Source organism: [Clostridium] saccharolyticum WM1, assembly GCF_000144625.1.
Taxonomy (GTDB): domain Bacteria; phylum Bacillota; class Clostridia; order Lachnospirales; family Lachnospiraceae; genus Lacrimispora; species Lacrimispora saccharolytica.
The window spans coordinates 1099722-1124972 of record NC_014376.1; the positions used below are offsets into that span (position 1 = coordinate 1099722).

17 protein-coding genes and 1 riboswitch are annotated in these 25251 nt (G+C 46.8%); of the genes, 13 read left to right on the top strand and 4 right to left on the bottom strand.

The annotated features are described in order from the left end of the window. The first annotated feature begins 464 nt into the window (after positions 1–464). The gene (locus CLOSA_RS05215) at positions 465–1337 is read left to right on the top strand and encodes a YitT family protein (protein WP_013271724.1); all 873 of its coding nucleotides are present in this window, start codon (positions 465–467) and stop codon (positions 1335–1337) included. Positions 1338–1412: 75 nt separating this feature from the next. On the opposite strand, the gene CLOSA_RS05220 is transcribed toward CLOSA_RS05215, so the two are convergent. After that, positions 1413–2810 (bottom strand): MATE family efflux transporter, encoded by a 1398-nt coding sequence (locus CLOSA_RS05220; RefSeq protein ID WP_013271725.1) that lies wholly within the window; start codon positions 2808–2810, stop codon positions 1413–1415. 131 nt (positions 2811–2941) lie between these two features. Continuing rightward, positions 2942–3382 carry an FMN-binding protein gene (locus CLOSA_RS05225; protein ID WP_013271726.1) on the bottom strand — a complete coding sequence of 147 codons (441 nt, stop codon included), beginning with the start codon at positions 3380–3382 and terminating at the stop codon, positions 2942–2944. 149 nt (positions 3383–3531) lie between these two features. On the opposite strand from CLOSA_RS05225, the gene addB reads away from it, so the two are divergent. The 11 genes from addB (at position 3532) to xdhC (ending at position 21351) form a co-directional block, all read left to right on the top strand. Beyond that, positions 3532–6978, top strand: coding sequence for a helicase-exonuclease AddAB subunit AddB (gene addB / locus CLOSA_RS05230; protein ID WP_013271727.1), 3447 nt, complete (start codon positions 3532–3534; stop codon positions 6976–6978). Between the two features lies 1 nt (position 6979). After that, complete coding sequence (gene addA / locus CLOSA_RS05235; protein WP_013271728.1) at positions 6980–10669, top strand: helicase-exonuclease AddAB subunit AddA; 3690 nt, start codon at positions 6980–6982, stop codon at positions 10667–10669. A 77-nt stretch (positions 10670–10746) separates the two neighbouring features. Next, positions 10747–11793, top strand: a complete 1047-nt coding sequence (gene selD, locus CLOSA_RS05240; RefSeq protein ID WP_013271729.1) for a selenide, water dikinase SelD — start codon at positions 10747–10749, stop codon at positions 11791–11793. 5 nt (positions 11794–11798) lie between these two features. Beyond that, positions 11799–12941 (top strand): aminotransferase class V-fold PLP-dependent enzyme, encoded by a 1143-nt coding sequence (locus CLOSA_RS05245; RefSeq protein WP_013271730.1) that lies wholly within the window; start codon positions 11799–11801, stop codon positions 12939–12941. Further along, complete coding sequence (locus CLOSA_RS05250; protein ID WP_013271731.1) at positions 12938–13843, top strand: selenium metabolism-associated LysR family transcriptional regulator; 906 nt, start codon at positions 12938–12940, stop codon at positions 13841–13843. The genes CLOSA_RS05245 and CLOSA_RS05250 overlap by 4 nt, the downstream gene beginning before the upstream one ends. A gap of 65 nt (positions 13844–13908) precedes the next feature. Further along, a complete protein-coding gene (locus tag CLOSA_RS05255; RefSeq protein ID WP_013271732.1) occupies positions 13909–14145 on the top strand; it encodes a DUF3343 domain-containing protein in 237 nt (78 codons plus the stop codon). A gap of 245 nt (positions 14146–14390) precedes the next feature. Continuing rightward, positions 14391–14486, top strand: a riboswitch (purine riboswitch). Between the two features lie 150 nt (positions 14487–14636). Then, positions 14637–15917: an amidohydrolase family protein gene (locus tag CLOSA_RS05260; RefSeq protein WP_013271733.1), complete on the top strand. Its 1281-nt coding sequence runs from the start codon at positions 14637–14639 to the stop codon at positions 15915–15917. A gap of 81 nt (positions 15918–15998) precedes the next feature. After that, positions 15999–17393: an NCS2 family permease gene (locus tag CLOSA_RS05265; RefSeq protein ID WP_013271734.1), complete on the top strand. Its 1395-nt coding sequence runs from the start codon at positions 15999–16001 to the stop codon at positions 17391–17393. Between the two features lie 195 nt (positions 17394–17588). After that, positions 17589–19871, top strand: coding sequence for a xanthine dehydrogenase subunit XdhA (gene xdhA, locus CLOSA_RS05270; RefSeq protein WP_013271735.1), 2283 nt, complete (start codon positions 17589–17591; stop codon positions 19869–19871). A 104-nt stretch (positions 19872–19975) separates the two neighbouring features. Then, positions 19976–20857: a xanthine dehydrogenase subunit XdhB gene (xdhB, locus tag CLOSA_RS05275; protein ID WP_013271736.1), complete on the top strand. Its 882-nt coding sequence runs from the start codon at positions 19976–19978 to the stop codon at positions 20855–20857. Further along, on the top strand, positions 20857–21351 hold the full coding sequence (gene xdhC / locus CLOSA_RS05280; RefSeq protein WP_013271737.1) for a xanthine dehydrogenase subunit XdhC: 495 nt from the start codon (positions 20857–20859) through the stop codon (positions 21349–21351). The genes xdhB and xdhC overlap by 1 nt, the downstream gene beginning before the upstream one ends. 104 nt (positions 21352–21455) lie before the next feature. Here the strand turns inward: xdhC and CLOSA_RS05285 are convergent, their stop codons facing one another. Together CLOSA_RS05285 and CLOSA_RS05290 are read right to left on the bottom strand one after the other, a co-directional pair. After that, entirely contained in the window at positions 21456–21920 is a 465-nt protein-coding gene (locus tag CLOSA_RS05285; RefSeq protein ID WP_013271738.1) for a TspO/MBR family protein, read from the bottom strand. 36 nt (positions 21921–21956) lie between these two features. Continuing rightward, the gene (locus CLOSA_RS05290; protein WP_013271739.1) at positions 21957–22853 is read right to left on the bottom strand and encodes an AraC family transcriptional regulator; all 897 of its coding nucleotides are present in this window, start codon (positions 22851–22853) and stop codon (positions 21957–21959) included. A gap of 139 nt (positions 22854–22992) precedes the next feature. On the opposite strand from CLOSA_RS05290, the gene CLOSA_RS05295 reads away from it, so the two are divergent. After that, positions 22993–25242 carry a glycogen/starch/alpha-glucan phosphorylase gene (locus tag CLOSA_RS05295; protein ID WP_013271740.1) on the top strand — a complete coding sequence of 750 codons (2250 nt, stop codon included), beginning with the start codon at positions 22993–22995 and terminating at the stop codon, positions 25240–25242. Positions 25243–25251 lie beyond the last annotated feature (9 nt).

Consider the following 25251-nt stretch of genomic DNA (forward strand, 5'->3'; position numbering starts at 1 on the left):
TTTCATGAAATTATGTTTTATAAATTCTGTACGTATTACAAAGACTTTTGTCACGTCCTTGTATGAAAAAAATATGATAATATTCCTTTTATATAAAAAGATTTTTAGCAAAATGTACTAAAAATATTGACTTTTTACGCAATCAATGGTATTATCGTCCATGTGAGAAGCACAAAGGAGTTCCTTGTGTGCGTGATTTTGGTATGGGGATGCCAAGTAGCAGAAACAGAATAATGTGACGGTTTCAGATCGTGACGGGGGATTGCCTTCTGTGGGGGAAGGGCAATCCTCTATTAATTTCAAAATATTGATACAAGGGATAGATTTACATATAATATCAAGAAATCCCTTTCAGGAACCCTTTGTGTTCAGAGAAAACAGGCGGGAATAGGAAAATCCCTTCCAGAGTGCCTTTCTGCTCTGATAAAACAGGCGAAAATATGGATATGATGAGGAGGAGTTTTATGTGGAAAAAACTGAGGAGAGATAAGAGGGTCAGAAATGTAATGACAACCCTGGCAGTTGTGTTCTCCGCACTTTTACAAACCTTTGTGATCCAGGCATTTATCAAACCGGCGGGGCTTCTGTCCGGAGGGTTTACAGGAATTGCAATTTTGGTGGACCGGGTAACTTCCTTATATGGATTTAATATTTCCACCTCCCTGGGTATGATTGCCTTAAACATTCCCGTTGCATGGGCCTGCAGCAGGAATATCAGCAAACGGTTTACCTTTTTTTCCTTAATGCAGGTATTTCTGGCCAGTGCATTTTTAAGGATATTCAATTTTTCGCCTATATTCGAGGACAGACTTTTAAATGTTATTTACGGCGGAGTCCTTTATGGATTTGGAATTGTACTGGCACTTCGGGGCAACGCTTCCAGCGGGGGAACGGATTTTATCGCCCTGTATGTGTCCAACAAGACGGGCAATTCCATCTGGTCCCAGGTTTTCATAGGAAATGTACTGCTGCTTTCTATTTTCGGAATGATCTTTGGATGGGATTATGCAGGATATTCCATTCTGTTTCAGTTTGTAGGGACGAAGGTCATCTCCACCTTTCATCACAGGTATGACAGAGTCACCCTTCAGATCACCACCGTCCAGGGACCAAAGCTTGCCAATAAATACGTTGAAGCCTTCCGGCACGGTATTTCCTGCGTAGATGCGGTGGGAGGCTACAGCAAAAAGAAAATGTACCTGCTTCATACGGTGGTGTCTTCCTATGAGGTGGCGGATATTATCACCCTGTTTCATGAGGTGGATGAGCACGTAATCGTAAATGCATTTAAAACCCAGCAGTTTTTCGGGACTTTTTACAGGGCGCCTATGGAATAAGCCTGTTTTTTAAAATAACAGCGGGACTTTACTGCGGAAAGAGGTAGCTGCAGTAAAAGTCCCGCATGATTAAATTTATGATATTTTTTTCTTGATTCGTGCTGGAAACTGTTTTCTTCTCAGTTTACCGAACCAGTTAAAATATACAATGAACAGCAGAGAAGTGGTAGCCCAGGTCAGGGGATAGCTGAATATTATGGTTTCCATGGTGGGACGTAAGGGAACTGCCACGCAGATCCAGACCACACGGAGGGCACAGACGCCAAGGCTGGTAAGTATCATGGGAATCCAGCAATCTCCTGCTCCGCGAAGAGAACCGGAATAAATCTCTATGCAGACATAGGTAAAAAAGGTGGGAGCAAGGTAACGGAGTATTTGCGTCCCCTTTTGAATGACCGCCTCATCGGTGGTGAACAGCAGGTAAACATAATTCCCAAAGGTATAGAGAAGAACGCTGAGCACAGCAGCGGAAGCAAAGCTCATGATCATGCAGACCCGGATCCCCTTGTAGATTCGGTCCTTTTTTCCGGCACCGTAGTTCTGCCCTACAAAGGTGGTGATGGAAATGCCGAAGGCACTGATGATCATCCAGAACACGCTGTCTATCTTTCCATAGGCTGTCCATGCGGCGATGGTGTCTGTTCCCAGTGCATTGACGCTGGACTGGATGATGATGTTGGATGATGAGTACATAACTGATTGCAGCCCTGCAGGAAATCCGATCCTTATGATGCGCTGCAGCATGTCCCGGTCAATCCTGATGTCCTTAGGCACCAGATGGTAAGACTCCCTTGTCCGAATTAAAACCAGGATCACAAGAACTGCACTGACCATCTGGGAAATGATGGTGGCGAGAGCCGCTCCCATGACGCCCATATGCCCGTAGACCACAAATAGAATATCCAGGACCACATTGGTAAAACAGCTTGCAATCAGGAAGTACAGAGGCTTTTTGGAATCTCCGATAGCCCTTAGAATCCCTGCGCCCATATTGTAAACAAGATTCGGGATCACTCCCGCAAAATAGATCCTCATATACAGGACCGCATATTGTAAGATATCATCAGGAGTTCCCATAGCCAGTAAGGCATAGGGAGCTGCCAGGATGCCGACTCCCATCAGGATGGCGCCGCATAGGATAGAAAAAGCCATTGCGGTATGGACCGCCCGGCTGACTTGTCCTTCCTGCCTGGCTCCGTAAAACTGGGAAATAATGACCCCGGCGCCGGAAGAAAGCCCTATGAAGAAACCGATCAGTAAATTGATCAGGGGTCCCGTAGGGCCTCCCACGGCTGCCAGCGCTTCCTTTCCCACAAACCGGCCTACAATGACAGCATCGGCGGTATTATAAAGCTGCTGGAAAAAAGTCCCAAATAAAATGGGAAAGAAAAACAGAAGAAGCTGTTTCCAAATCACTCCCTCTGTAATCTGATTTTGCTTAAGTGTTTCTGTAGTAACCGCATTCTGGTTCATATCCGTTTCCTCTTTTCTGCCCATGCTTTCCGGGCATAGAGGGATACCCGTAGGGTGTTTCCTCATTCAAGTAATTATGTAGTCTTTTCTTCCATTATACTGTCTCAAATGGAAAAATACAATCCCCGTCCTTATTCGGTTATCTGTGCCTTTGTTATGGCCTGGTCCACAGCCTTTAGAAGCACGCCCGACGTATAGCGGGTTTCCGTTGAATAGGAGATATTCTTTGTAGACTGGTTTTTAATAATCTGCTGGGACAGGTTATCCATTGCCGGCTGCATCAAAGGATACATGGTGGTAACGGCTTCGCTTAAGGGAACCAGGGTAACGGAAGTGATTTTTTTGGAGTCTACCGAAACCTCTACGTTGATATCCTGGCTGTTCAGAGTGATGACGGAAGAATACACTCCAGGAACATAGCGCACAGGATCACCGGAAGTTGGGAGAATATCCTTCTTCGGACGGAACATAACTAAAAACAAAGTAATGAGTAGGATTCCAAGACCGACGAAGATTGCGGTGTAGATGATTTCCTTCATTCGTAAAACAACTATTTTTGTTTTGGAGCTCATAAAAAAAGCCCTCCGTACAGTTTTGTTATAATGTATGAACGGATTGAGGGGTTTCATGCCTAAGATTTCATTGTTGGCAGAGGAAATCTGTGTTAAGATGATAGACAAACATGCAGGCAAAGAAAGCGAAAAAAGGAGATGATAAGGCTATGTCCCTTCAACTGATATTAGGCGGCTCCGGCTCCGGCAAGACCTTCCGGCTTTATACGGATTTGATCCGCCAGTCCATAGAGCAGCCGGATACCCGGTATATTGCCATAGTACCGGAGCAATTTACCATGCAGACCCAGAAGGAGATCGTTTCTCTCCATCCAAACCATGGGGTTATGAATATTGATATCGTAAGCTTTCAGCGATTTGCCTATCGGGTATTTGAGGAGCTTGCCATCTCAAATCCCCAGGTACTTGATGATATGGGAAAATCCATGGTACTGCGTAAAGTGGCATCCAATAAAAAAAAGGATCTGGTCCTTTATAAAGAACACTTATCCAAATCCGGTTTTATTTCTCAGTTAAAGTCCATGCTGTCGGAGCTATACCAGTACGGCATAACGCCGGAGATGCTAAACCAGGGAATACCGGATAACGTAAGTCCCATGCTTCGGCAAAAATTATCTGATATATCTGTTATTTATCAGGGGTTTAAGGATTATATCAGGGATAAATATATTACCACGGAGGAGATTTTGGATGTGCTGTGCAGAGTCCTGCCCCGGTCGGAGCTGATTAAGAACAGCGTGATCACCCTTGACGGCTATACCGGCTTCACTCCTGTCCAGTACCGGATCCTTAAGCTGCTTCTTAACTACAGCAAACGGGTCATTGTCACTGTAACCATAGATCCTTCTGAGAACCTGAACAGAAAAACCGGAGTCCAGGAGCTGTTTCACATGAGCCGGCAGATGATTTGGAAATTAAATGAGCTGGCAAAAGAAACGGGAACAGGAAAGGAGAAGGATATTCTTTTAAAGAATCATCCGGCCGTCCGTTTCCTGGGAGCGGCGGTCACGGAAAGCCGGGAAGGGACTTATGGGGAAAATGCCCTGGACTTTCTGGAACAAAATTTATACCGCTACAAAGGAATCTCCTGCCAGGACGCCCCAGGCTCCATACGCCTTATAAAGGCCATAAACCCCATGGATGAGGTTGCCTTTGTAATCCGTTCCATCGAAGAAGAGATCAGGTATCAGGGGCTTCGTTACCGGGATATGGCTGTCATTACCGGAGATATTGGAGGCTATTCCAATGAAATCATTCATCAGTTCCAGCTAAATGGGATACCTTATTTCCTGGATGATAAAAAAAGCATATTAAAAAATTCCATGGTAGAGCTGATCCGGGCGGCCATGGAAATCATTCAGAAGGATTTTACATATGAATCTGTTTTTCGTTACTTACGAACCGGTCTCATTACGGCTAAAGAGGATGAGGAGAAAGCCGACCGCCTGGAAAATTACGTGATTGCCATGGGCATTCGGGGGTTTAAAAAGTGGGATTCCCAGTGGGAAGGCTGGTACCGGGGAGGGAAGGAACTTAATCTGGAAGAGTTAAACAGATACCGGGAGGAGATCATGGCTCCTTTAAGGCGATTAAAAGCAGCCTTTGGGGAAACGGATTCCACCGTTGCCTCTATGACCCGGGCGGTGACAGCCCTTCTTATGGAGACAGGGATCCAGGAAAAGATGCTGGCTTACGAGGAAAAATTCAGGGCAATGGGCGAATTCACCCTTGCCATGGAATACAGTCAGGTTTACGGACTGGTCATGGATTTATTTGACCGTCTGGCAGGGCTTCTGGGGGAAGAGCATGTAAGCCGCAGGGAGTATGGGGAAATCCTGGATGCAGGATTTTCCGAGATCCAGGTGGGGCTGATTCCGGCTACCCTGGACCGGGTAGTGGTGGGAGATATTACCAGAACAAGACTGGATCACATTAAGGTGTTGTTTTTCGTGGGAGTCAATGATGGGATCGTGCCGGTGAAAAAGGAAAAAAGCAGCCTGTTTACGGACCGGGAGCGGGAATTTCTGGGTGATCACCAGATGGAGCTGGCTCCAACTGCCAGGGAAGAAGGGTTCCGGCAGAGGTTTTACCTATACCTTGCCTTAACAAAGCCTGAGAAAAGACTGGTCCTATCCTATGCGGCTATGAATGGCAGCGGGAAAAGCCTGCGCCCCTCCACTCTGATCGGAGAACTGAAAAAACTGTTTCCCGGCCTTTCAGAAGCTTCCCCATCCAGGCTTTCTGTCCCTCTGACTATGAGGGAGGCAAAGGACCGTCTGGCGGATGGGCTGCGGGATTACGGGAAACGTGGGGAAGAACGAAGATTTCTGGAGCTATTAAGGGCCTTTCTCAAGTCTGGGGAGCACAGGGAGGAAGGAAAAAGATTGACTGAGGCCGCATTCCATGCCTATGAGGAGAAAGGAATCGGAAAATTAGCGGCAAAAGCCCTTTATGGCTCTGTCATTAGCGGAAGCGTCACAAGAATGGAGCAGTATGCCTCCTGCGCATATGCCCATTTTTTAAGCTATGGGCTGGAACTAATGGAGCGGCAGGAATATGAGCTGGCTGCCATGGATATTGGAAACCTGTTTCATGATGCCATTGGCTTATGGTTTCAGCGCATGAAGGAGGAGGGAAGAGATTTTAAAACCCTCACAGAGGAAGAGAGGAAAAGCCTGGTCCATGAATGCGTAACCAAGGTAACGGAAGAATACGGCAATACTATTTTAAAAAGCTCCGCAAGAAATGCATATCTGGCAGGCAAGGTGGAACGGATCACAGACCGGACCGTGTGGGCACTGTCTGAGCAGCTGAAGAAGGGGGATTTTGTTCCTGTGGGATTTGAAGTATCCTTTTCCGCTGCCGACCAGCTAAAGGCCATGAGAATCCCCTTATCAAAAGAGGAAGCCATTCATTTAAGAGGCAGGATTGACCGTTTGGATTTATGTGAGGATGAGGAGGCCGTTTATGTGAAGATCATCGACTACAAATCCGGAAGCACGTCCTTTGACTTATCATCCCTGTATTACGGCCTTCAGCTTCAGCTGGTGGTCTACATGGATGCGGCATTGGAGATGGAGGAACGGAGAGTAGAGGACAAGCCGGTAGTTCCTGCCGGAATTTTCTATTATAACATAAACGATCCTGTCATTGATCGGGAGGGTGAGATGACCGATGAGGAGGTCAGCGGAAAAATACAGAAGCAGCTTCGCATGAACGGACTGGTCAACAGCGATTTAAATGCCATCTCTCACCTGGATCATGAAATCGGGACGGAATCGGATGTGATTCCGGTGGCTATGAAAAACGGGATCATACAGGAAGCCAGGTCATCGGTTGCAGGAGGAAAGCGTTTTTCTTCATTGAGGCAGTATGTGCGGGAGAAATTAAAGTCAGAAGGAAGGGAAATCCTTGACGGTGTCATTGATGTTAACCCCTATAAACAGGGAAACAGGAGTGCCTGTGATTACTGCCCCTACCATGCGGTCTGCGGATTCGATTTAAAGACAGCCGGATATGGTTTCCGGAAATTTAAACCTTTAAAATCCGAGGAGATATGGCCGGTCATTGAAGGGGAAGAGGAGGAAGGAGAGTAACATGAGGATTTGCTGGACAGAGGAGCAAAAAGCTGTCATTGAAAGCAGAAACAGAAATCTCTTAGTGTCTGCGGCAGCAGGTAGCGGCAAGACAGCCGTTCTGGTGGAACGGATCATCCGCATGATCACGGAGGGAGAATCTCCTTTAAGAATCGATCAGCTCCTGGTCATGACATTTACCAAGGCGGCTGCCGATGAAATGCGGGAGCGTGTACTGAAAGCCGTGGATGAAAAACTTGTGGAGAACCCGGACAGCGCCCATTTGCAGATGCAGGCGGCCATGATCCCCTATGCCCAGATCACTACCATAGACAGTTTTTGCCTGGGTCTGATCAGGGACCATTACAATAAGCTGGACATTGATCCGGCTTTCCGGGTAGGGGATGAGGGAGAGCTTCTCCTTTTGCGGGCAGACGTAATGAAAGAGATGCTGGAAGAGCATTATGAAAAAGCCGACCCTTTATTTGAGAAGTTTGTGGAAACCTATGCCACGGGAAAGTCTGATAAGGGGATCGAGGATTATATTATGCAGGTTTATACCTTTTCCCAGAGCAATCCCTGGCCGGCTGAGTGGCTTGACCGGTGCCGGCAGGAACTGGAAACCTGTGATATGGGGCATATTATGGATACCGGATGGATGAAATTCCTTATGAAGGATGTGAAAATGCAGCTTTGGGAATTAAAAATCCAGATGGAAAAGGCCATGGAGGTGTGTGAAGAGGAAAACGGACCGGAAGCTTATCTGCCCATGCTGGCTCATGACTTACAGATGCTGGATCGCCTGTATCTTGCGGAGAATTACGAAGCCTTAAATGAACAGCTAAAAAACGTCAGCTTTGACCGCCTGGCCTCCATCAGGAGCAAGGAGATTGATGGGGAAAAAAAGGCATTTGTAACAGGAATCCGGGACCGGGTGAAAAAGGCGGTGGGAAAACTTCTTGAATTCTATTGCTTTGAATCTCCAAAAGAGGTCCTTTCCGATATCAGAGGCTCCAGGGATGCGGTAACAACCCTTCTTTCCCTGGCTGGAGAATATGGGGATAAGTACCGGGACAAGAAGAGAGAGAAAAACCTGGTGGATTTTAATGATTTGGAACACTATGCTTTGGAAATACTGTTGGATAAGGAAGAAGGAAAAACCGTAACCACTCAGGTGGCGGATGAGCTTAGCAGGCAGTATGAGGAGATCCTGGTGGATGAATACCAGGACAGCAACGATGTGCAGGAAGCTCTGATCAACAGCATTTCCAGAGAACGGTTTGGTACTCCCAATGTGTTCATGGTAGGAGATGTGAAGCAGAGCATCTACCAGTTCCGCCTGGCCAGGCCTCAGCTGTTTTTGGAGAAATACGATTCTTATTCCGTGGATGAAGGGAAATACCAGAAAATAGAATTGCACCAGAATTTCAGAAGCAGAGATGAGGTCCTAAAGGGAATCAATGAGGTTTTCTACCAGATCATGACAAGGAATCTGGGAGATATACCGTATACCAAGGACGCAGCCCTTCATCCGGGAGCAGAGTTTCTCAAGGCCGATGGTCGTTTGGGAGAGAAGCCGGAGCTTTTGATGATTCATGGATCAGGGAATTTAATAAAGCAGCTTGATGATGACGGAGCCGAATGCACCAGCCGGGAAATGGAGGCAAAAACCATTGCCTGGAAGATCAAAGAGCTGACTGACCCGGTAAAAGGTCTTTTGGTCTGGGATAAGGGGCTGGAAGGAAAGGGCGGTTACCGGGTGGCAGAATATGGGGATATGGTGATCCTGCTCAGGTCTTTAAGCGGCTGGGCGGAAGACTTTGTAAGTGTTCTGATGAATGAAGGAATTCCAGCCTATGCAGAGCGGAAAACCGGGTATTTTACAGCCCCTGAAGTGGAAACCGTTCTGTCCATGCTGAATATCATTGATAACCCCATGCAGGACATTCCTTTGGCGGCAGTGCTTAAGTCCCCCATGGGCAGGGTAACGGATGAGGAAATGGCCCATTTAATGGCTGTCTGGAAAAAGACGGCTAAAAAAGGCCAGGACAGGGGATTATATGGAGCATGGCAGCATTACAGGAAGGAATATGAAGGCGGGGGGGATCCGGAATACCCAGAGCTTTTTAAGAAGCTGGAAGATTTTAATTCCATGCTTTCCATTTATAGGGAAAAGTCATCTTATCTATCCATCCATGAGCTGCTTTTTGATCTTTACGAAGGGACCGGATATTATGATTATATATCCGCCATGCCGGCAGGAGAGGTGAGAAGAGCCAATCTTTCCATGCTGGTGGAAAAGGCTTCGGCTTATGAAAAGACCAGCTATACCGGATTGTTTCATTTCATCCGATACATTGAGAACCTGAAAAAATACGATACGGATTTTGGGGAAGCTTCCCTGGCCGGGGAGGATAACACGGTCCGGGTCATGAGCATCCATAAGAGCAAGGGACTGGAATTCCCTGTGGTATTTCTGGCAGGTATGGGGAAAAAGTTCAACAAGCAGGACGCTTACGGAAAGATCCTTATTGACCCGGATCTGGGAATCGGAACCGATTATCTGGATTTGGAACGGCGGTTAAAAGCACCTACCTTAAAAAAACATGCCCTGCGGAGAAAAATGGAGCTGGGAGCCATGGGGGAAGAACTGCGGGTGCTTTACGTAGCCATGACTAGGGCAAAGGAAAAGCTGGTGATGACCGGACTTGACCGGTATCTGGACAAAAAGCTGGAACGGTTTGCCGAGATCATGAGAGTGGAAGGACAGATTCCCTTTACCATTCTCAGTTCCGCAGATTCTTATCTGGACTGGATGCTCATGAGTCTTTCAGGAAAATATTCCCTCTCCCAGATCCTTTCGGAAGAAGGGGCGGATACCGGGAGCCTGATCGTAAAGGAATTGTCTGTACCTGATCTTGTAGGAGGAGAGATGGAACGGCAGGCGGAAAAGAAGCTGACAAAGGATGCACTCCTTTCCCTTGATACGGAAAGGAGTTATGACCAGGAGTTTGGGGCGGAACTAAAGGCTGCCTTTGAATACCGCTATCCCTATCTGGCCGATACCAGGCTCCATACCAAGGTGACCGTATCCGAGTTAAAAAAACAGGGGCAATTCACCGATGAGGAGGAAAGCGGCTTTCTTCCTGCGATTCCTGCATTCCTAAGGGAAGAAGGGAAAAAGGAAAAGACGGGAGGAGCCTTCCGGGGTACGGCATATCACAGGGCTTTGGAGCTGCTGGATTTTGGAATGGTGACAACAGGGGAGGCGCTTCGCAATGCCTTAGAGGGATTCCGGAAAGACCGGCGGATGGATGAGGAAAGCCTTTCCCAGTTATCGGAGCATGTACTTTTGTCCTTTTTAACCTCGCCCCTTGGAACACGGCTGGCTGCAGCCCAGAGGGAAGGACGTCTGAAAAAAGAGCAGCAGTTTGTAGTGGGCATTCCTGCCCGGGATATGGATGCAGGGGATTCCGATGAACGGATTCTCATCCAGGGCATCATAGATGCCTATATGGAAGAGGAAGATGGTCTGGTTCTGTTGGATTATAAAACGGATTTCATCAGGCCGGGAGAAGAGAAGGTGCTGGTTAACCGGTATCAGACACAGATGGATTATTACCAAAGGGCTCTGGAACAGATGACAGGGAAGCGGGTCAGGGAAAAAATTATTTATTCCTTGTCTTTGGAAAAGGAAATAACTCTTGGATAAGGGAGTTAAATATTGCTAAAAAATCACAATATGCTAAAATAATAGAAGATGTCTATTAATACAAGGAGAAAACAGGTATGATACCAGATCGAGAAGTAAGACTTACCCAAATGACAAAAACTGCGGGATGTGCAGCTAAAATAGGTCCCGGTACACTTGCCGGGATATTGGAGAATCTGCCTAAATTTCAGGATCCTAATCTGCTGGTGGGGATCGAAACCTCTGATGACGGGGCTATTTATAAGGTCAACGAGGAAACCGCATTGATCCAGACCCTGGACTTTTTTACCCCTGTGGTGGATGATCCTTATACCTTTGGCCAGATAGCTGCTGCCAATGCCTTAAGCGACATTTATGCCATGGGAGGGGAACCAAAGGTGGCTCTTAATATCGTGGCCTGGCCCAACTGCGTAAATCCCGCTCTATTGGGAAAGATTTTAGAAGGAGGGGCATCTAAGGTCCTTGAGGCCGGGGCTGTGCTGGCCGGAGGGCACTCCATTCAGGATGATGAGCCGAAATACGGATTAAGCGTCACCGGATTTGTCCATCCGGACAAGGTATTCAAAAACAGCGAAGCCAGGCCGGGGGATGTTCTGATTTTGACAAAGCCTTTGGGAACCGGGATCGTCAATACGGCAGTAAAAGCGGATATGGCTTCAGAAGAAGCAAAAGAGGAAGTGATCCGTGTCATGACCTCTCTGAATAAAAAAGCAAAACAGGTAGCAGAGCATTATGAAATCCATAGCTGCACCGATATCACCGGCTTTGGACTGGCTGGACACTCCGTTGAAATGGCGGAGGGCAGCGGGGTTACAATCGAAATCTTTGTTAAGGATCTGCCTATTCAGAAGGAGGCCATAAGCCTGGCTAAAATGGGACTGATTCCGGAAGGGGCTTACAGGAACCGTTCCTATACTGAGGAAAAAGTGGATTTTGGGGACACCGAAGAGTACATTCGTGATATTTTCTGTGATCCTCAGACATCCGGAGGACTTTTGCTCAGCGTTTCCCTTAAGACAGGGGAAAGCATCATGGAGGACCTTAAAAAGGCCCAGATGGACACAGCCTTTGCAATCATCGGACGAGTCGTGGAAAAAGAAGAAAAATCAGTAAAGTTGAGGTAAGGAAAATGATCTATCTGGATAATGCGGCGACCTCCTTCCGGAAGCCGGAGGAAGTGAGAAAGGCGGTGTCCGATGCCTTGGTTTCTCTTGGAAATTCCGGAAGGGGAGCCCATGGGGCATCTCTGGATGCATCCCGCCTGATTTTCGATACCCGCAGGCTCCTGGCAGAGCTTTTTCATGGAGGAGATCCTTCCCGGGTGGCTTTTACAGCCAATTCAACGGCCAGCTTGAACATGGCCATTCAGGGCCTCCTTGAACCGGGGGATCATGTGATTACCACCATGATGGAACACAATTCCGTACTGCGCCCTCTGTACCGCATGGAGGAGCAGGGCGTGGAGCTTACCATCCTGCCCTCAGATGAAAGGGGCAGGGTTAAGTATGAGGATTTTGAAGATGCAGTCCGGAAAAATACAAAGGCGGTGGTCTGTACCCATGCCTCCAACTTGACAGGAAACATAAATGACTTGGAAATCATCGGAAGTATCTGCAAAAAGCATGGGATTCTTCTGGTGGTGGATGCATCCCAGACTGCAGGGGTATTTGACATTGATATGGAAAAAATGGGGATCCATGTTTTGTGCTTTACCGGCCATAAAGGTCTTTTGGGACCTCAGGGGACCGGAGGAATCTGTGTCCGTCAGGGAATCTCCTTACGGCCTTTCCTGGTGGGAGGCAGCGGAGTCAAAAGTTATTTAAAGTCCCAGCCGGAGGAGATGCCGGAAGCCTTGGAAGCCGGAACCTTAAACGGCCACGGGATTGCAGGCCTTCATGCAGCCCTTCTGTATCTGGAAAAGACCGGGATTGAAACCATACGGGAAAGGGAGCTTCTGCTTATGAGGCGGTTCTATGAGGGCGTAAAGGATATTCCCGGAGTCCGGGTGTATGGGGACTTTTCAGATCAGGCACTTCTTTGCCGGGCTCCGGTAGTGGCTCTTAACATCAGGGATTACGATTCCGGCGAAGTAGCTGACGAGCTGGCTTTCTCCTATGATATCTATACCAGGGCTGGGGCCCACTGTGCGCCTCTTATGCACCAGGCTCTTGGGACTGTGGAGCAGGGAGCTGTCCGCTTTTCCATGTCCCATTATAATGAAGAAGAAGAGATTGACAAAGCCATTCAAGCGGTGAGGGAGCTGAGCTTATGAATCTGAAGCAGTTGGAAGCATTTGTTTGTGTGGCGGAAGAAAAAAGCTTTTCGGCTGCTGCCAAGAAGCTTTATCTCACCCAGCCTACGGTAAGCGCCCATATCAGTTCTCTGGAAAAGGAACTGGGAGCCCGGCTGTTTGTCCGGACCACAAAGGATGTGGAACTGTCTCCGGAAGGGGAACAGCTTTACGGCAATGCCAGGAAAATACTTCAATTAGAAAAGAATATTCTGCGGGATTTCACCCAGAAGGATTTAAAGACAGCTAACAGGATCGTGGTAGGCGCTTCCACAGTACCGGGACAGTACATACTGCCCCAGATCCTTTCCCTGTTTTCCAGAACCTATCCGGGAAACCAGCTGGAGCTAAAGGAAGCGGACAGCATGGAGGTGGTCCGGCTGGTACAGGATGGCCTGGTGGAAATCGGCTTTACAGGGACCACTGTCACCGATCCCACCTGTGTGTTTGAACCTTTTTATTCGGACCGTCTGGTGATCATCACACCCAACAATGACAAATACCGCCAGTATGAGAAAACAGGATTCCCCTTAGAGCAGTTTTATGAGGAGCGCTGGATCTTCCGGGAGGAAGGCTCCGGCACAAGAAAGGAAGCAGAGAGCCATTTAAAGGATATGGGAGTGGATTTAAGCCGCCTGGAAATTGTGGCGACCATCAGCAATCAGGAAACCATTAAAAAATCCGTGGAGGCGGCCATGGGCATTTCCATCCTGTCTGGCGCAGCCGTGGATGATTATGTCGAGCAGGGAGCCCTGCTTCGGTTTTCACCGGGACCCCAGGAGATTTACCGGAAATTATATATGGTGTGGAGCAAAAATCACAAGCCAGGAAAAGCGGCCAGATTGTTTATCCGATTTGTCCGGGAACTGTATGCGTATTTATAGAATTTCCCTATAAAAAATCAATGACCGATGACTTAAGATTATTAAAGAAACACGGGTAAGAGACTATGAGAAAAAAAGAACGAAAAATTGTCATCACCTTCCGCACGACAGCAGAAGCCATTGCCATGGAATCCCAATGCCAGAAGGAGGGAATTCCGGGCCGGCTCATTCCCGTTCCCAGACAGATTTCTTCTGGCTGCGGTCTTTCCTGGGCAATGCCGGCTGACTGGGAGGGAGACATTGGACCGTGGCTGGAGGACAGGGGGCTCCGTTGGGATAAGATAGGGGAATATTTTATATAATTTTTCTGTCAATGTTCGTGTAATATTGAGCAATATTTAAAGGGAAAGAGTCAGAGGGGAATGGCTGCGGCTGCTCTTTTCCGGCTCTTTTATAGAAAATATCTATGGACTATTAACCGACAATTATTGGTTATACTGGAAAGAATGCTGCTAAATTATAACAAATGTACAAAAAAGAAATGGGTATTGACAAATAGTTGTACAATATGATATAGTCAACCTGTCACAAGTAAAAGGAATTTTTAGTATCAGTATTCAAAGAAACTTATATATGCTCATAATTGGTTGAGCGTCTCTACCAACTACCGTAATAGTTGCCTATAAGTTTCCGCACCATAATAACCTCAGCTTTTTTGTTGTGTGTTAACGATGTGTGCGGAACAGATGGAAACTACGGTAGTTTTTTATTGCGAAGAGTGATCAGAAAGGCTGGAACGCCGCAATTATGGCTGCCGTATTTTGAAATTCTCTGATACGGAATGGGAGGTTCTATGAATGGTGGTATAAGCTTTGTTTTAAAAGGCAACATTATTTACAGCAATGATGACCGCACCTTAAAGACGGTGGAGCAGGGATACCTGGTTTGCCGGGAAGGGAAGTCAGCAGGAGTCTTTCAGGAGCTTCCTGAGCAGTTTAAAGATTATCCGCTGGAGGATTGGGGAGATATGCTCCTTGTTCCTGGACTGGTGGATCTTCATATCCATGCACCCCAGTTTGCCTTCCGCGGCATGGGAATGGATCTGGAGCTTTTAGACTGGCTGAATACCAATACCTTTCCGGAGGAGGCAAAGTATGCCGATCTGGAATATGCCCAAAAGGCTTACGGAATTTTTGCAGATTCCATGAAAAAAAGCGCTACGACCAGAGCCTGTATATTTGGCACGATCCACAGACCGGCCACAGAGCTTTTAATGGACCTGATGGAGGAAACCGGCTTAAAGACTATGATCGGCAAGGTGAATATGGACCGGAATTCCCCGGACTTTTTGAAGGAACAAAGTGCCGAAGCATCGGAGCAGGAGACCCTCCGCTGGCTGGAGGAAACCGGCTCCAGGTATGAGAATGTGAAACCCATCCTCACGCCCCGGTTCATTCCATCCTGTACGGATGATCTTATGGAGCGGCTGGGAAAGCTGCAGAAGGAGTACGGACTGCCGGTACAGTCCCATTTATCTGAAAATCAAGGGGAGGTGGCCTGGGTCAAAGAGCTTTGCCCTGCTTCCAGATTTTACGGAGATGCTTATGACCGGTTTGGCCTGTTCGGAGGAAACGGAAAGACGGTTATGGCCCATTGTGTTTCTTCGTCAGAAGAAGAGATTGAATTAATAAAAGAGCGGGGGGTTACCATTGCTCACTGCCCTCAGTCAAACACCAACTTATCGTCAGGAGTGGCTCCTGTCAGGACCTATCTGGACCGGGGGGTGAAGGTGGGTCTGGGAAGTGATGTGGCTGGAGGAAGCGGAGAATCCATTTTCCGTGCCATGGCTGATGCCATTCAGGTATCTAAGCTGAGATGGAGGCTGAAGGATGATCGCTTAAAGCCCCTTACAGTGGAAGAGGCTTTTTACCTGGGTACCTTAGGCGGCGGATCCTTCTTTGGAAAAGTGGGAAGCTTTCAGGAAGGATATGAACTGGATGTATTAATCCTGGATGACGGCAGCCTGCCTCATCCTCAGACTCTTACCCTGCGGGAGAGGCTGGAACGGTTCATCTACCTGTCTGATGACAGACATATTAAGGGGAAATATGTGGGAGGATATAGGATTTTCTAGCTTTACTTAATGAAAAAGAGGACTGCATGGGGCAGCTCTTATACAGCAAGAAAATATTCTAACTATCAAGGAGGTAGAAGTATGGAAACAAAAAAAAGCGGAGGATTCTTAGAAAGATTATTTCACTTAACTGAGAATCACACGGATGCAAGGACAGAGATCGTGGCCGGCATTACCACATTCATGACCATGGCTTATATCCTGGCAGTCAACCCAAGCATTTTAAGTGCAGCGGGAATGGACAGCGGAGCCGTATTTACGGCCACGGCACTTGCATCACTGTTTGCCACCCTTTTAATGGCAGGACTTGCCAACTATCCCTTCGTACTGGCGCCTGGAATGGGACTTAATGCGTATTTTGCATATACCGTAGTCCTTAACATGGGCTATACCTGGGAGATGGCTCTGGCCGCCGTGTTCATGGAAGGTATTATTTTCATCGCCCTTTCCCTGACAAACGTACGTGAAGCGATCTTCAATGCGATCCCTGTAAATTTAAAGCATGCCGTATCCGTAGGTATTGGCTTGTTTATCGCATTCATCGGACTTCAGAATGCAAAAATCGTCGTAGATGGGGCAACTCTCGTAACAATGTTTTCCTTTAAAAGCTCTTTGGGGGATGGTTCCTTTTATACCGTCGGCATTACCGTTTTGTTAGCGATTATCGGTATTCTGGTAACTGCTGTGCTGGTAGTAAAAAATGTAAAAGGCAACATTTTGTGGGGAATCATCATTACCTGGATTTTAGGTATGGTCTGTCAGGCCATCGGCTTATACCGGCCAAATCCGGAGCTGGGAATGTACAGCGTATTCCCGAATTTCTCAGCAGGATTTGGAATTCCTGATATGAGTCCTACCTTCTTGAAGCTGGATTTTTCCAGAGTAATTTCCCTGGATTTCCTTGTAGTAATGTTTGCATTCCTGTTCGTTGACATGTTCGATACCCTGGGAACCTTAATCGGAGTGGCCTCCAAGGCTGATATGCTGGATAAAGACGGAAAGCTGCCTCAGATCAAGGGTGCATTAATGGCTGATGCCGTTGGTACGACAGCAGGAGCATTATTCGGTACCTCCACCACAACTACCTTCGTAGAAAGCGCCGCAGGTGTTGCAGAAGGCGGAAGAACCGGATTAACAGCAGTGGTTGCAGCCATTCTCTTTGGCTTATCCCTGTTCTTGTCCCCGATTTTCTTAGCCATTCCGTCCTTTGCGACGGCACCGGCTCTGGTAGTGGTAGGCTTTTTAATGCTGACCTCTGTCACCAAAATAGATTTTGCAGATTTCACAGAAGCGATTCCAAGCTATATCGCCATCATTGCGATGCCGTTTATGTACAGCATTTCTGAAGGAATCTCCTTAGGAATTATCTCTTACGTAGTTATTAATTTAGTAACCGGAAGAGCAAAAGAAAAGAAAATCAGTGCCCTTATGTATGTTTTGGCGATATTATTTGTGCTGAAATATATATTAATATAGCTATAAAAAAGCAAACCAATAAAGCAGTCTGATTAAAATCAGAACAACCGGTCAAAATACACAGGGACTGGCGGCGACATCACTTTGATAAGCGCTTAGCGCTTTGAAAAAGTCTCGTCTCCGTCAGTCTTTTTCATAAGGGAAGGACCGGGACACTGCGTATACAAATCATAATAAGAAATAGGAGGCGTTAATATGATAATCGGAAAAAGTGTTGCCCGTGTTGATGCATTTGACAAAGTCACGGGAAGATCCAAATACACCGATGATCTTTGTGAGAAAAATGCTCTGGTAGCGAAAATTTACCATTCTGCCATAGCCAATGGAAAGGTTACATCCATTGATACTTCAGAGGCAGAAAAAATACCGGGAGTGGTTAAGGTAGTGACCTGTTTTGACGTACCAAAGATCTATTTCCCGACAGCCGGTCATCCATGGTCTACGGATACAAGCCATCAGGATGTAGCAGACCGTCTGCTCTTAACAGACCGGGTGCGTTTCTGCGGCGATGATGTGGCAGCAGTAATTGCGGAAAGTGAAATAGCTGCTAAACAGGCGATCAAGGCGTTAAAGGTGGAATATGAGGAGTATCCCTTTGTTCTTGACGTCCAGGAGGCTATGGAAGAGGGGGCACCTCAGCTTCACGAAAAATATAGCAATAACATTCTGGGTCATTCCAGCATAAGAAAAGGGAATATAGAAGAGGCTATTAAGGAGCCGGGCTTAATTAAGATCGACCAGTGGTATGATACTCCCATTGTTCAGCACTGCCATATTGAAAACCATATTTGTTTTGCCAGTATGGAAAACGGAAAAATAACCGTGGTATCTTCCACCCAGATTCCTCATATCGTCAGAAGAGTGGTGGGGCAGGCTCTTGGAATTCCATGGGGAAGCGTCCGCATCGTCAAACCGTATATCGGAGGCGGTTTTGGTAACAAGCAGGATGCGTTATATGAGCCTCTTTGTGCCTATCTTTCAAAGGTCGTTGGAGGACGTCTGGTAAAACTTGATGTGACCAGGGAGGAAACCTTTGTAAGCAACCGTACAAGACACGCCATCCGCAGTCATATCATCAGCTGGGTTCGTCCTGACGGTACCTTTGCGGCCCGCAAGCTGGAGTGCTTTTCCAACCAGGGAGCCTATGCTTCTCACGGACATGGAATCGCAGCAAAGGGAATGAACGCGTTTCCCCAGTTGTATCCATGTGAAAATATAGAATGCGATTCCTATACGGTATTCACCAATTTGCCTGTGGCAGGAGCCATGCGAGGCTACGGGATCCCTCAGGCCATGTTCCCAGTGGAAAGCCAGTCCGATGACATTGCTCAGGCAATTGGCATGGACCCGGTGGAATTCCGCCGTAAAAACCTTATGCCCGTTGGTTATGTTGATGGTTTTTCTAAAAATGAAAATTACTTTGATACCTTTAACCAGTGCCTGGAAAAGGGAAAAGCATATATAGACTTTGACCGGAAAAGAAAGGAATACGCAAACCAGACCGGACCTGTCCGTAAAGGCATTGGCTGTGCGGTTTTCTGGTATAATACTGCAGTATGGCCTATCAGCTTAGAGTCCTCTTCCTGCCGGATGGTGCTGAACCAGGACGGTTCCGTACAGGTGCAGCTGGCAGAGACAGAGATCGGCCAGGGAGCTGATACGGCTTTTGCCCAAATGACGGCAGATACCCTGGGAATTCCTTTTGAAATGGTTCATGTGATTTCCAGCCAGGATACGGATGTTACTCCCTTTGGTACTGGAGCCTATGCGTCAAGGCAGACCTATGTAGCAGGCTTTTCCATTAAGCAGACGGCGCTTTTATTAAAAGAGAGAATCTTAAATTATGCTCATGAGCTGACCAGAATGCCGGTCTTTAACCTGGATATCAGAGATGGAAGAATCGTGCGGACCACGGATGGAAGGGAGCTTCTGACCCTGGAAGAATTATCGACTGAGGCCATTTACAGTCTTTCCCACAGCCAGCATCTGACCTCAGAAAGCACTTACCAGATTAAGTCCAACGCATATTCCTTTGGCTGCTGCTTTGCCGAGGTAGAAGTGGATATTCCCATGTGCAAGGTAAAGCTGGTTGACATTATCAATGTCCATGACTGCGGACAGCTGATCAATCCGGCTCTGGCCCAGGCCCAGGTCCATGGAGGCATGAGCATGGGAATCGGCTATGCCCTTTCTGAGCAGCTTCTCATTGATGAAAAGACAGGCAGAACATTAAATGATAATCTGTTGGATTATAAATTATCCACTACTATGGATCATCCTCATCTGGAGGCACAGTTTGTGGAGAATTACGAACCTACCAGCGCATTTGGAACAAAGTCCCTGGGGGAACCCCCGGCCTGTCCGGTGGCACCGGCCATCCGCAATGCCATATTAAATGCAACAGGTGTTTCCATGTACCAGATACCCATGACATCTCAGGCGGTATTTAAACGGTTTAAGGAAGAGGGACTAATCTGATGTTACAGTTGGCCTTGTATCTGGCGTTTGGAGCGATATTCAAACCCACAGCTCATAATGCCATGGCGAAATTGTAACAATAAAACAGCAAGGAGGAATGCTTTATGTATGATATGAAAGCGTTATATGAAGCAGATACCGTAGAAAATGCGGTAAAGCTGCGTTTGGAACATCCGGAGGCCCAGATCATAGCCGGCGGAAGTGATGTTTTGATTCAGATGAGAGAGGGAAAACGTGCCGGAAAGGAATTGATCAGCATTTATATGATCAATGAAATGAGAGGCGTGAGTCTGGATGAGGAAGAGGCCATCCGCATAGGTTCTCTCACCAGTTTTTCCCATATTACCAAGGACCCCATCATTCAGAAATATATTAATGTACTTGGAGAAGCAGTAGATATGGTGGGCGGGCCCCAGATAAGAAACATTGCCACCATCGGAGGGAATACCTGCAACGGCGTTACCTCTGCGGATTCAGCCTCCACGCTTTTTGCATGGGATGCCATCATTGAACTGACTGGCCCTGAAGGCATCCGCCGGATTCCAATCAGTGATTTCTATATTAAGGCGGGTACTGTGGATATCAGAGAGGGAGAGCTTCAGACGGCTGTGATCATTCCAAAGAAAAGCTATGAAGGCTATAAGGGCCATTATATTAAATATGCAAACAGAAACGCCATGGATATCGCTACCACTGGCTGCTCCGTCAATGTGAAGCTGTCTGAGGATAAAAAGACCGTGGAAGACATAAGGATTGCTTACGGAGTGGCAGGCCCTATTCCAATGCGTACAAAAAGTGCAGAAAATCTGGCAAAGGGACAGCAGGTATCAAAGGAGCTGGCGGAGGCTTTTGGAAAAGAGGTTCTTTCGGACATCAACCCAAGAGACAGTTGGCGGGCTTCAAAGGATTTCCGTAAGCACGTTGCTGTGGAAATGGCAACCCGCTGCTTCATTGAGTCAGTGAAACTTTCAGGAGGTGAGATCTAATGCCGGTACAATATAAGTTGGTAAAATGTACCATCAACGGAAAATATACAGAAACAATGGTGGATGTACGGGCTTCCCTGACTGATATGTTAAGGGATGATTACCGGCTGACTTCCGTAAAAAAAGGATGTGAGGTAGGAGAATGCGGAGCCTGTAATGTGATCATAGACCATGAGTGCTTCAATTCCTGCATCTATCTGGCCATCTGGGCTGATGGAAAAGAAATTACGACCCTGGAAAGCCTTATGGGGCCCAATGGAGAGCTTTCCGATATCCAGCAGGCATTTATTGACGAGGCAGCCGTCCAGTGCGGATTCTGTACGCCGGGATTTATTATGTCAGCGGTGGAGATTTTAGAAAGCGGAAAAGAGTATACAAGAGAGGAACTCAGAAAGCTGATGTCCGGCCATCTATGCCGGTGTACAGGCTATGAAAATATTTTAAATGCGGTAGAGAAAACCATGCTCCGCAGATTGGGAAAGCTGCCTTCCTGATTTTCTCTTAAAAGAACAAAAGAAGCAGGGCCAGAGCAACGAAACGGTTGCCATGGCCCTGCTCTTTTTGCGTCAGCAATGAGCCGGATAATATGTATGAGATCTCAATTAAGAAATACGATCCCCAGGTTCAAGTATGCGGCAAAGGTGACCCAAAGCAGGTAAGGAACTTGTAAAACGGCTGCATCGGGATTGGCAGACCAGAAGGCTTTTATCATTTTCATAATAAAGTACCAAAGCAAAAGGAGTAGTAAAAATGCCAGCAGATAGTTTTTTAAGTTAAAAAACACCAGGCTCCAGAGAACGTTCAGCAATAACTGGATCCCATATAATTTAAGGGATTCATTCTTTCGGTGGGAGGGGGAGGAGGCGGCTAAATAGGAGCCGATCCCCATAAGGATATAAAGAACCGTCCAAATAATAGGAAACAGCCAGCCGGGAGGAGAAACGGCAGGAAGATTCAGGTTTTTATATATGGACCAGTTGTTTCTGATCATAAATCCTGCCAAAGCCCCGACTCCAAGGGGAAAAGCGATATAAGCAGAAAGAATTTTCCTGTTTCTATCCATAGGAATTCTCCTGTTTTGTATTTGCTACTAGTTTATTCAGACGATAGGGGGAATATCCATGTGCCTTCTGAATTCCCTGGGGGTCATTCCAAATTTTTCCTTAAAGATCCGGTTAAAGTAGGATAAATTATTAAATCCGGTTTCCGCTGCAATGGTAAGAACGGAATCCTCGGAGGAGAGAAGCAGTCTGGAGGCCATGGTCAGACGGTAATCATTTAAATAAGCGGTAAAGGGCATCTCCATGGTTTTTTTGAAAAATTTCATAAAATGAGACTGGCTCATGCCGCAGGCTCCGGATATTTCTTGTATGGAAAGAGGATCGCTGTAATGCTGTTCCACGTATTTCAGGATCTGTCTGGTCCGCTCCAGTTCCTTTGGAGGGCGGGAGGGAGGAGCAAAGGTGCCTGACTCATGGCTCCAGAAAAGAAAGAATAATTGGAACAATTTTCCCTTGATCAACAGCTCGTAGCCCTGGGGAAATGTTTCCCGTATCTGGTCGATCTGGTCCAGGCAGGAGGCGATCTCTTGGTAGCAGGGCAGGCTCTCAGTAATCAGCACCGGCAGATTTTTCCGGCCGCTGCTGATGGGTGAGAGATAGGTATCCCAGCAGATATCCGGCTGCCTGGAGCCTAATAAGTTTAAGTTGAAAATAATGTTTTCATACTCCATGGATTCCTGCTTCCACTTTTCAATGGTGTGCAGCTTACCGGGACAGACAACTACAATGTCACCCCCATGGACCTGGTAAGGAACAAAATCTACCGATACCAGACCGGTTCCTTTTTTAATGTAAATGAACTCCATCTCATCGTGCCAGTGAAGAGGAACCTTGTTAAAATCCAGGGGTATGGTGCAGGGATAAGTCAGATAAGGAAAACCGGAAGAGTCCTGCTCCCGTCTTTCCTGATAGTTTTCGTATTGTATAATATTCATAAAGCTCCTGTTTTTCCAATGATTTCATTAGTTAATGATAGTATTGTACCATATTAGGCCAGAATGCTGCAAGATAATCAGAGTCATGGGTATTATAATACTAAAAGAAAGTAAAATTAGAAGAAAAGGAGTGGTCCGTATGAATCTTGAACAACGGATTTATGACATATACGAAAAATCGGTGGATCAGTGTTCTGACCGGGAGCTTTATTTGGCACTGTTAAAAATTGTACAGGAGGAAGGGGAAAAAAGGCAGTGGGAGGAAGGAAAGAAAAAAATCTATTATTTATCTGCGGAATTTCTGATGGGAAAGCTGCTTTCCAATAATCTCATCAACCTTGGCCTTTATGAAGAGGTCTGTCGGGTCCTTAGTAAATACGGCAAGGATATTTGTGAGATCGAAGAGCTGGAACCGGAGCCTTCTCTTGGAAACGGGGGACTGGGACGTCTTGCTGCCTGTTTTCTTGATTCCATGGCAACCCTTGGGATAAACGGGGATGGCATTGGCTTAAATTATCATTTTGGTTTGTTTAAGCAGTCCTTTAAGGACCATCTTCAGTCGGAAGCACCAAATCCCTGGATCGAACCGGATACATGGCTTACTAAGACAGAAGTTACCTATCCGGTGGCTTTTGGCAGGCTTACCGTTTATTCCAGAATGTATGACATAAGGGTGACCGGTTATCAGGGACGGACCAATCGTCTCCATTTGTTTGATTTAGAGACCGTTGACGAGGGGCTTGTGGAAGATGGGATCGCCTTTGATAAGGAAGACATTAAAAAGAACCTGACCCTGTTCCTTTATCCCGATGACAGCGATGAGGAAGGCAGGAGGCTGCGTATATACCAGCAGTATTTCATGGTCAGCAGCGCCGCTCAGTATATTTTGGATGAGTGTATCAGAAAGGGCAGCAAGCTTTATGATCTGCCGGAATATGCGGTCATCCAGATCAATGATACCCATCCATCCATGGTGATCCCGGAGCTGGTCCGTCTTTTGACTCTGCGGGGGATCTCCTTTGAAAAGGCAGCAGACATTGTCAGCAGGACCTGTGCCTATACCAATCACACCATCCTGGCGGAAGCCCTTGAAAAGTGGCCCATGGAATATTTAGAGGAAGCCGTTCCTCAGCTGGTGCCTGTGATAAAGAAGCTGGATGAACAGGCGCGGAAGGCCCATAAGGACCCCTCCGTAAGGATTATTGATGAAAATGGTCTGGTGCACATGGCTCATATGGATATCCATTACGGATTCAGTGTCAATGGTGTGGCATACCTTCATACGGAAATACTGAAAAAAAGTGAATTAAAGAATTTTTATGATATTTACCCTGAGAAGTTTTCCAATAAAACCAACGGAATCACCTTCCGGCGGTGGCTCCTTCACTGCAATCCCCTGCTTACGGAACTTATTACTTCCAGGATCGGAGAGGGCTATAAGAGGGATGCAATGGAACTGGAAAAGCTGGAAGCCTATCATGACAAGGAGACCTTAAGAGCAATTCTGGATATGAAAAAACAGAACAAGACCGCTTTAAAGGAATATCTTATGTCAACACAGGGGACGGCCATTGATGAGAATTCCATTTATGATATTCAAGTCAAACGTCTTCATGAGTATAAAAGGCAGCAGCTGAATGCCCTTTCTGTAATACACAAGTATCTGGAAATCAAAAAGGGAAATCTGCCCTCTACGCCGGTCACTGTGATCTTTGGTGCAAAGGCAGCACCCGCCTATGTGATTGCAAAGGACATCATTCATCTGATCTTATGTCTTCAGGAACTGGTGAACAATGATCCCCAGGTCAGCCCCTATCTTAAGGTAGTAATGGTGGAAAATTACAACGTAACCAAGGCGGAAAAGCTGATTCCTGCCTGCGATATTTCTCAGCAGATATCCTTAGCCTCCAAAGAGGCCAGCGGGACGGGCAATATGAAATTCATGTTAAACGGAGCGGTGACCCTTGGAACCATGGATGGAGCCAATGTGGAGATTGCCAAATTGGTTGGAAGGGACAATATTTATATTTTCGGAGAGTCCAGTGAAAAAGTGATAGAGCATTATGCAAAGGCGGATTATGTGGCTAAGGAGTTTTATAAAAAGGATGAAGAAATCCGGGAAGCTTTGGATTTCATGGTAGGAGAGGAGATGACAGCGATCGGCCATAAGGAAAGCTTAAAGCGTCTTTATGATGAAATCCTGAAAAAAGACTGGTTTATGACCCTTCTGGATTACAGGTCGTATGAAGCTGCCAGGGAAAGGATATACAGGGACTATGAGGATTCTTATGCATGGGCAGGAAAGATGCTGACCAATATCAGCAAAGCAGGATACTTCTCCTCGGACCGCACCATATCAGAGTATAACCGGGACATCTGGAAGGTTTAAAAAGGATGA

Coding starts and splice junctions, on each gene's coding strand:
- CLOSA_RS05260 (WP_013271733.1), top strand. CDS start 14,637: ATGAATGGTGGTATAAGCTTTGTTTTAAAAGGCAACATTATTTACAGC.
- CLOSA_RS05245 (WP_013271730.1), top strand. CDS start 11,799: ATGATCTATCTGGATAATGCGGCGACCTCCTTCCGGAAGCCGGAGGAA.
- xdhC (WP_013271737.1), top strand. CDS start 20,857: ATGCCGGTACAATATAAGTTGGTAAAATGTACCATCAACGGAAAATAT.
- addB (WP_013271727.1), top strand. CDS start 3,532: ATGTCCCTTCAACTGATATTAGGCGGCTCCGGCTCCGGCAAGACCTTC.
- CLOSA_RS05215 (WP_013271724.1), top strand. CDS start 465: ATGTGGAAAAAACTGAGGAGAGATAAGAGGGTCAGAAATGTAATGACA.
- CLOSA_RS05255 (WP_013271732.1), top strand. CDS start 13,909: ATGAGAAAAAAAGAACGAAAAATTGTCATCACCTTCCGCACGACAGCA.
- CLOSA_RS05285 (WP_013271738.1), bottom strand. CDS start 21,920: ATGGATAGAAACAGGAAAATTCTTTCTGCTTATATCGCTTTTCCCCTT.
- CLOSA_RS05295 (WP_013271740.1), top strand. CDS start 22,993: ATGAATCTTGAACAACGGATTTATGACATATACGAAAAATCGGTGGAT.
- CLOSA_RS05265 (WP_013271734.1), top strand. CDS start 15,999: ATGGAAACAAAAAAAAGCGGAGGATTCTTAGAAAGATTATTTCACTTA.
- xdhA (WP_013271735.1), top strand. CDS start 17,589: ATGATAATCGGAAAAAGTGTTGCCCGTGTTGATGCATTTGACAAAGTC.
- xdhB (WP_013271736.1), top strand. CDS start 19,976: ATGTATGATATGAAAGCGTTATATGAAGCAGATACCGTAGAAAATGCG.
- selD (WP_013271729.1), top strand. CDS start 10,747: ATGATACCAGATCGAGAAGTAAGACTTACCCAAATGACAAAAACTGCG.
- CLOSA_RS05290 (WP_013271739.1), bottom strand. CDS start 22,853: ATGAATATTATACAATACGAAAACTATCAGGAAAGACGGGAGCAGGAC.
- addA (WP_013271728.1), top strand. CDS start 6,980: ATGAGGATTTGCTGGACAGAGGAGCAAAAAGCTGTCATTGAAAGCAGA.
- CLOSA_RS05220 (WP_013271725.1), bottom strand. CDS start 2,810: ATGAACCAGAATGCGGTTACTACAGAAACACTTAAGCAAAATCAGATT.
- CLOSA_RS05250 (WP_013271731.1), top strand. CDS start 12,938: ATGAATCTGAAGCAGTTGGAAGCATTTGTTTGTGTGGCGGAAGAAAAA.
- CLOSA_RS05225 (WP_013271726.1), bottom strand. CDS start 3,382: ATGAGCTCCAAAACAAAAATAGTTGTTTTACGAATGAAGGAAATCATC.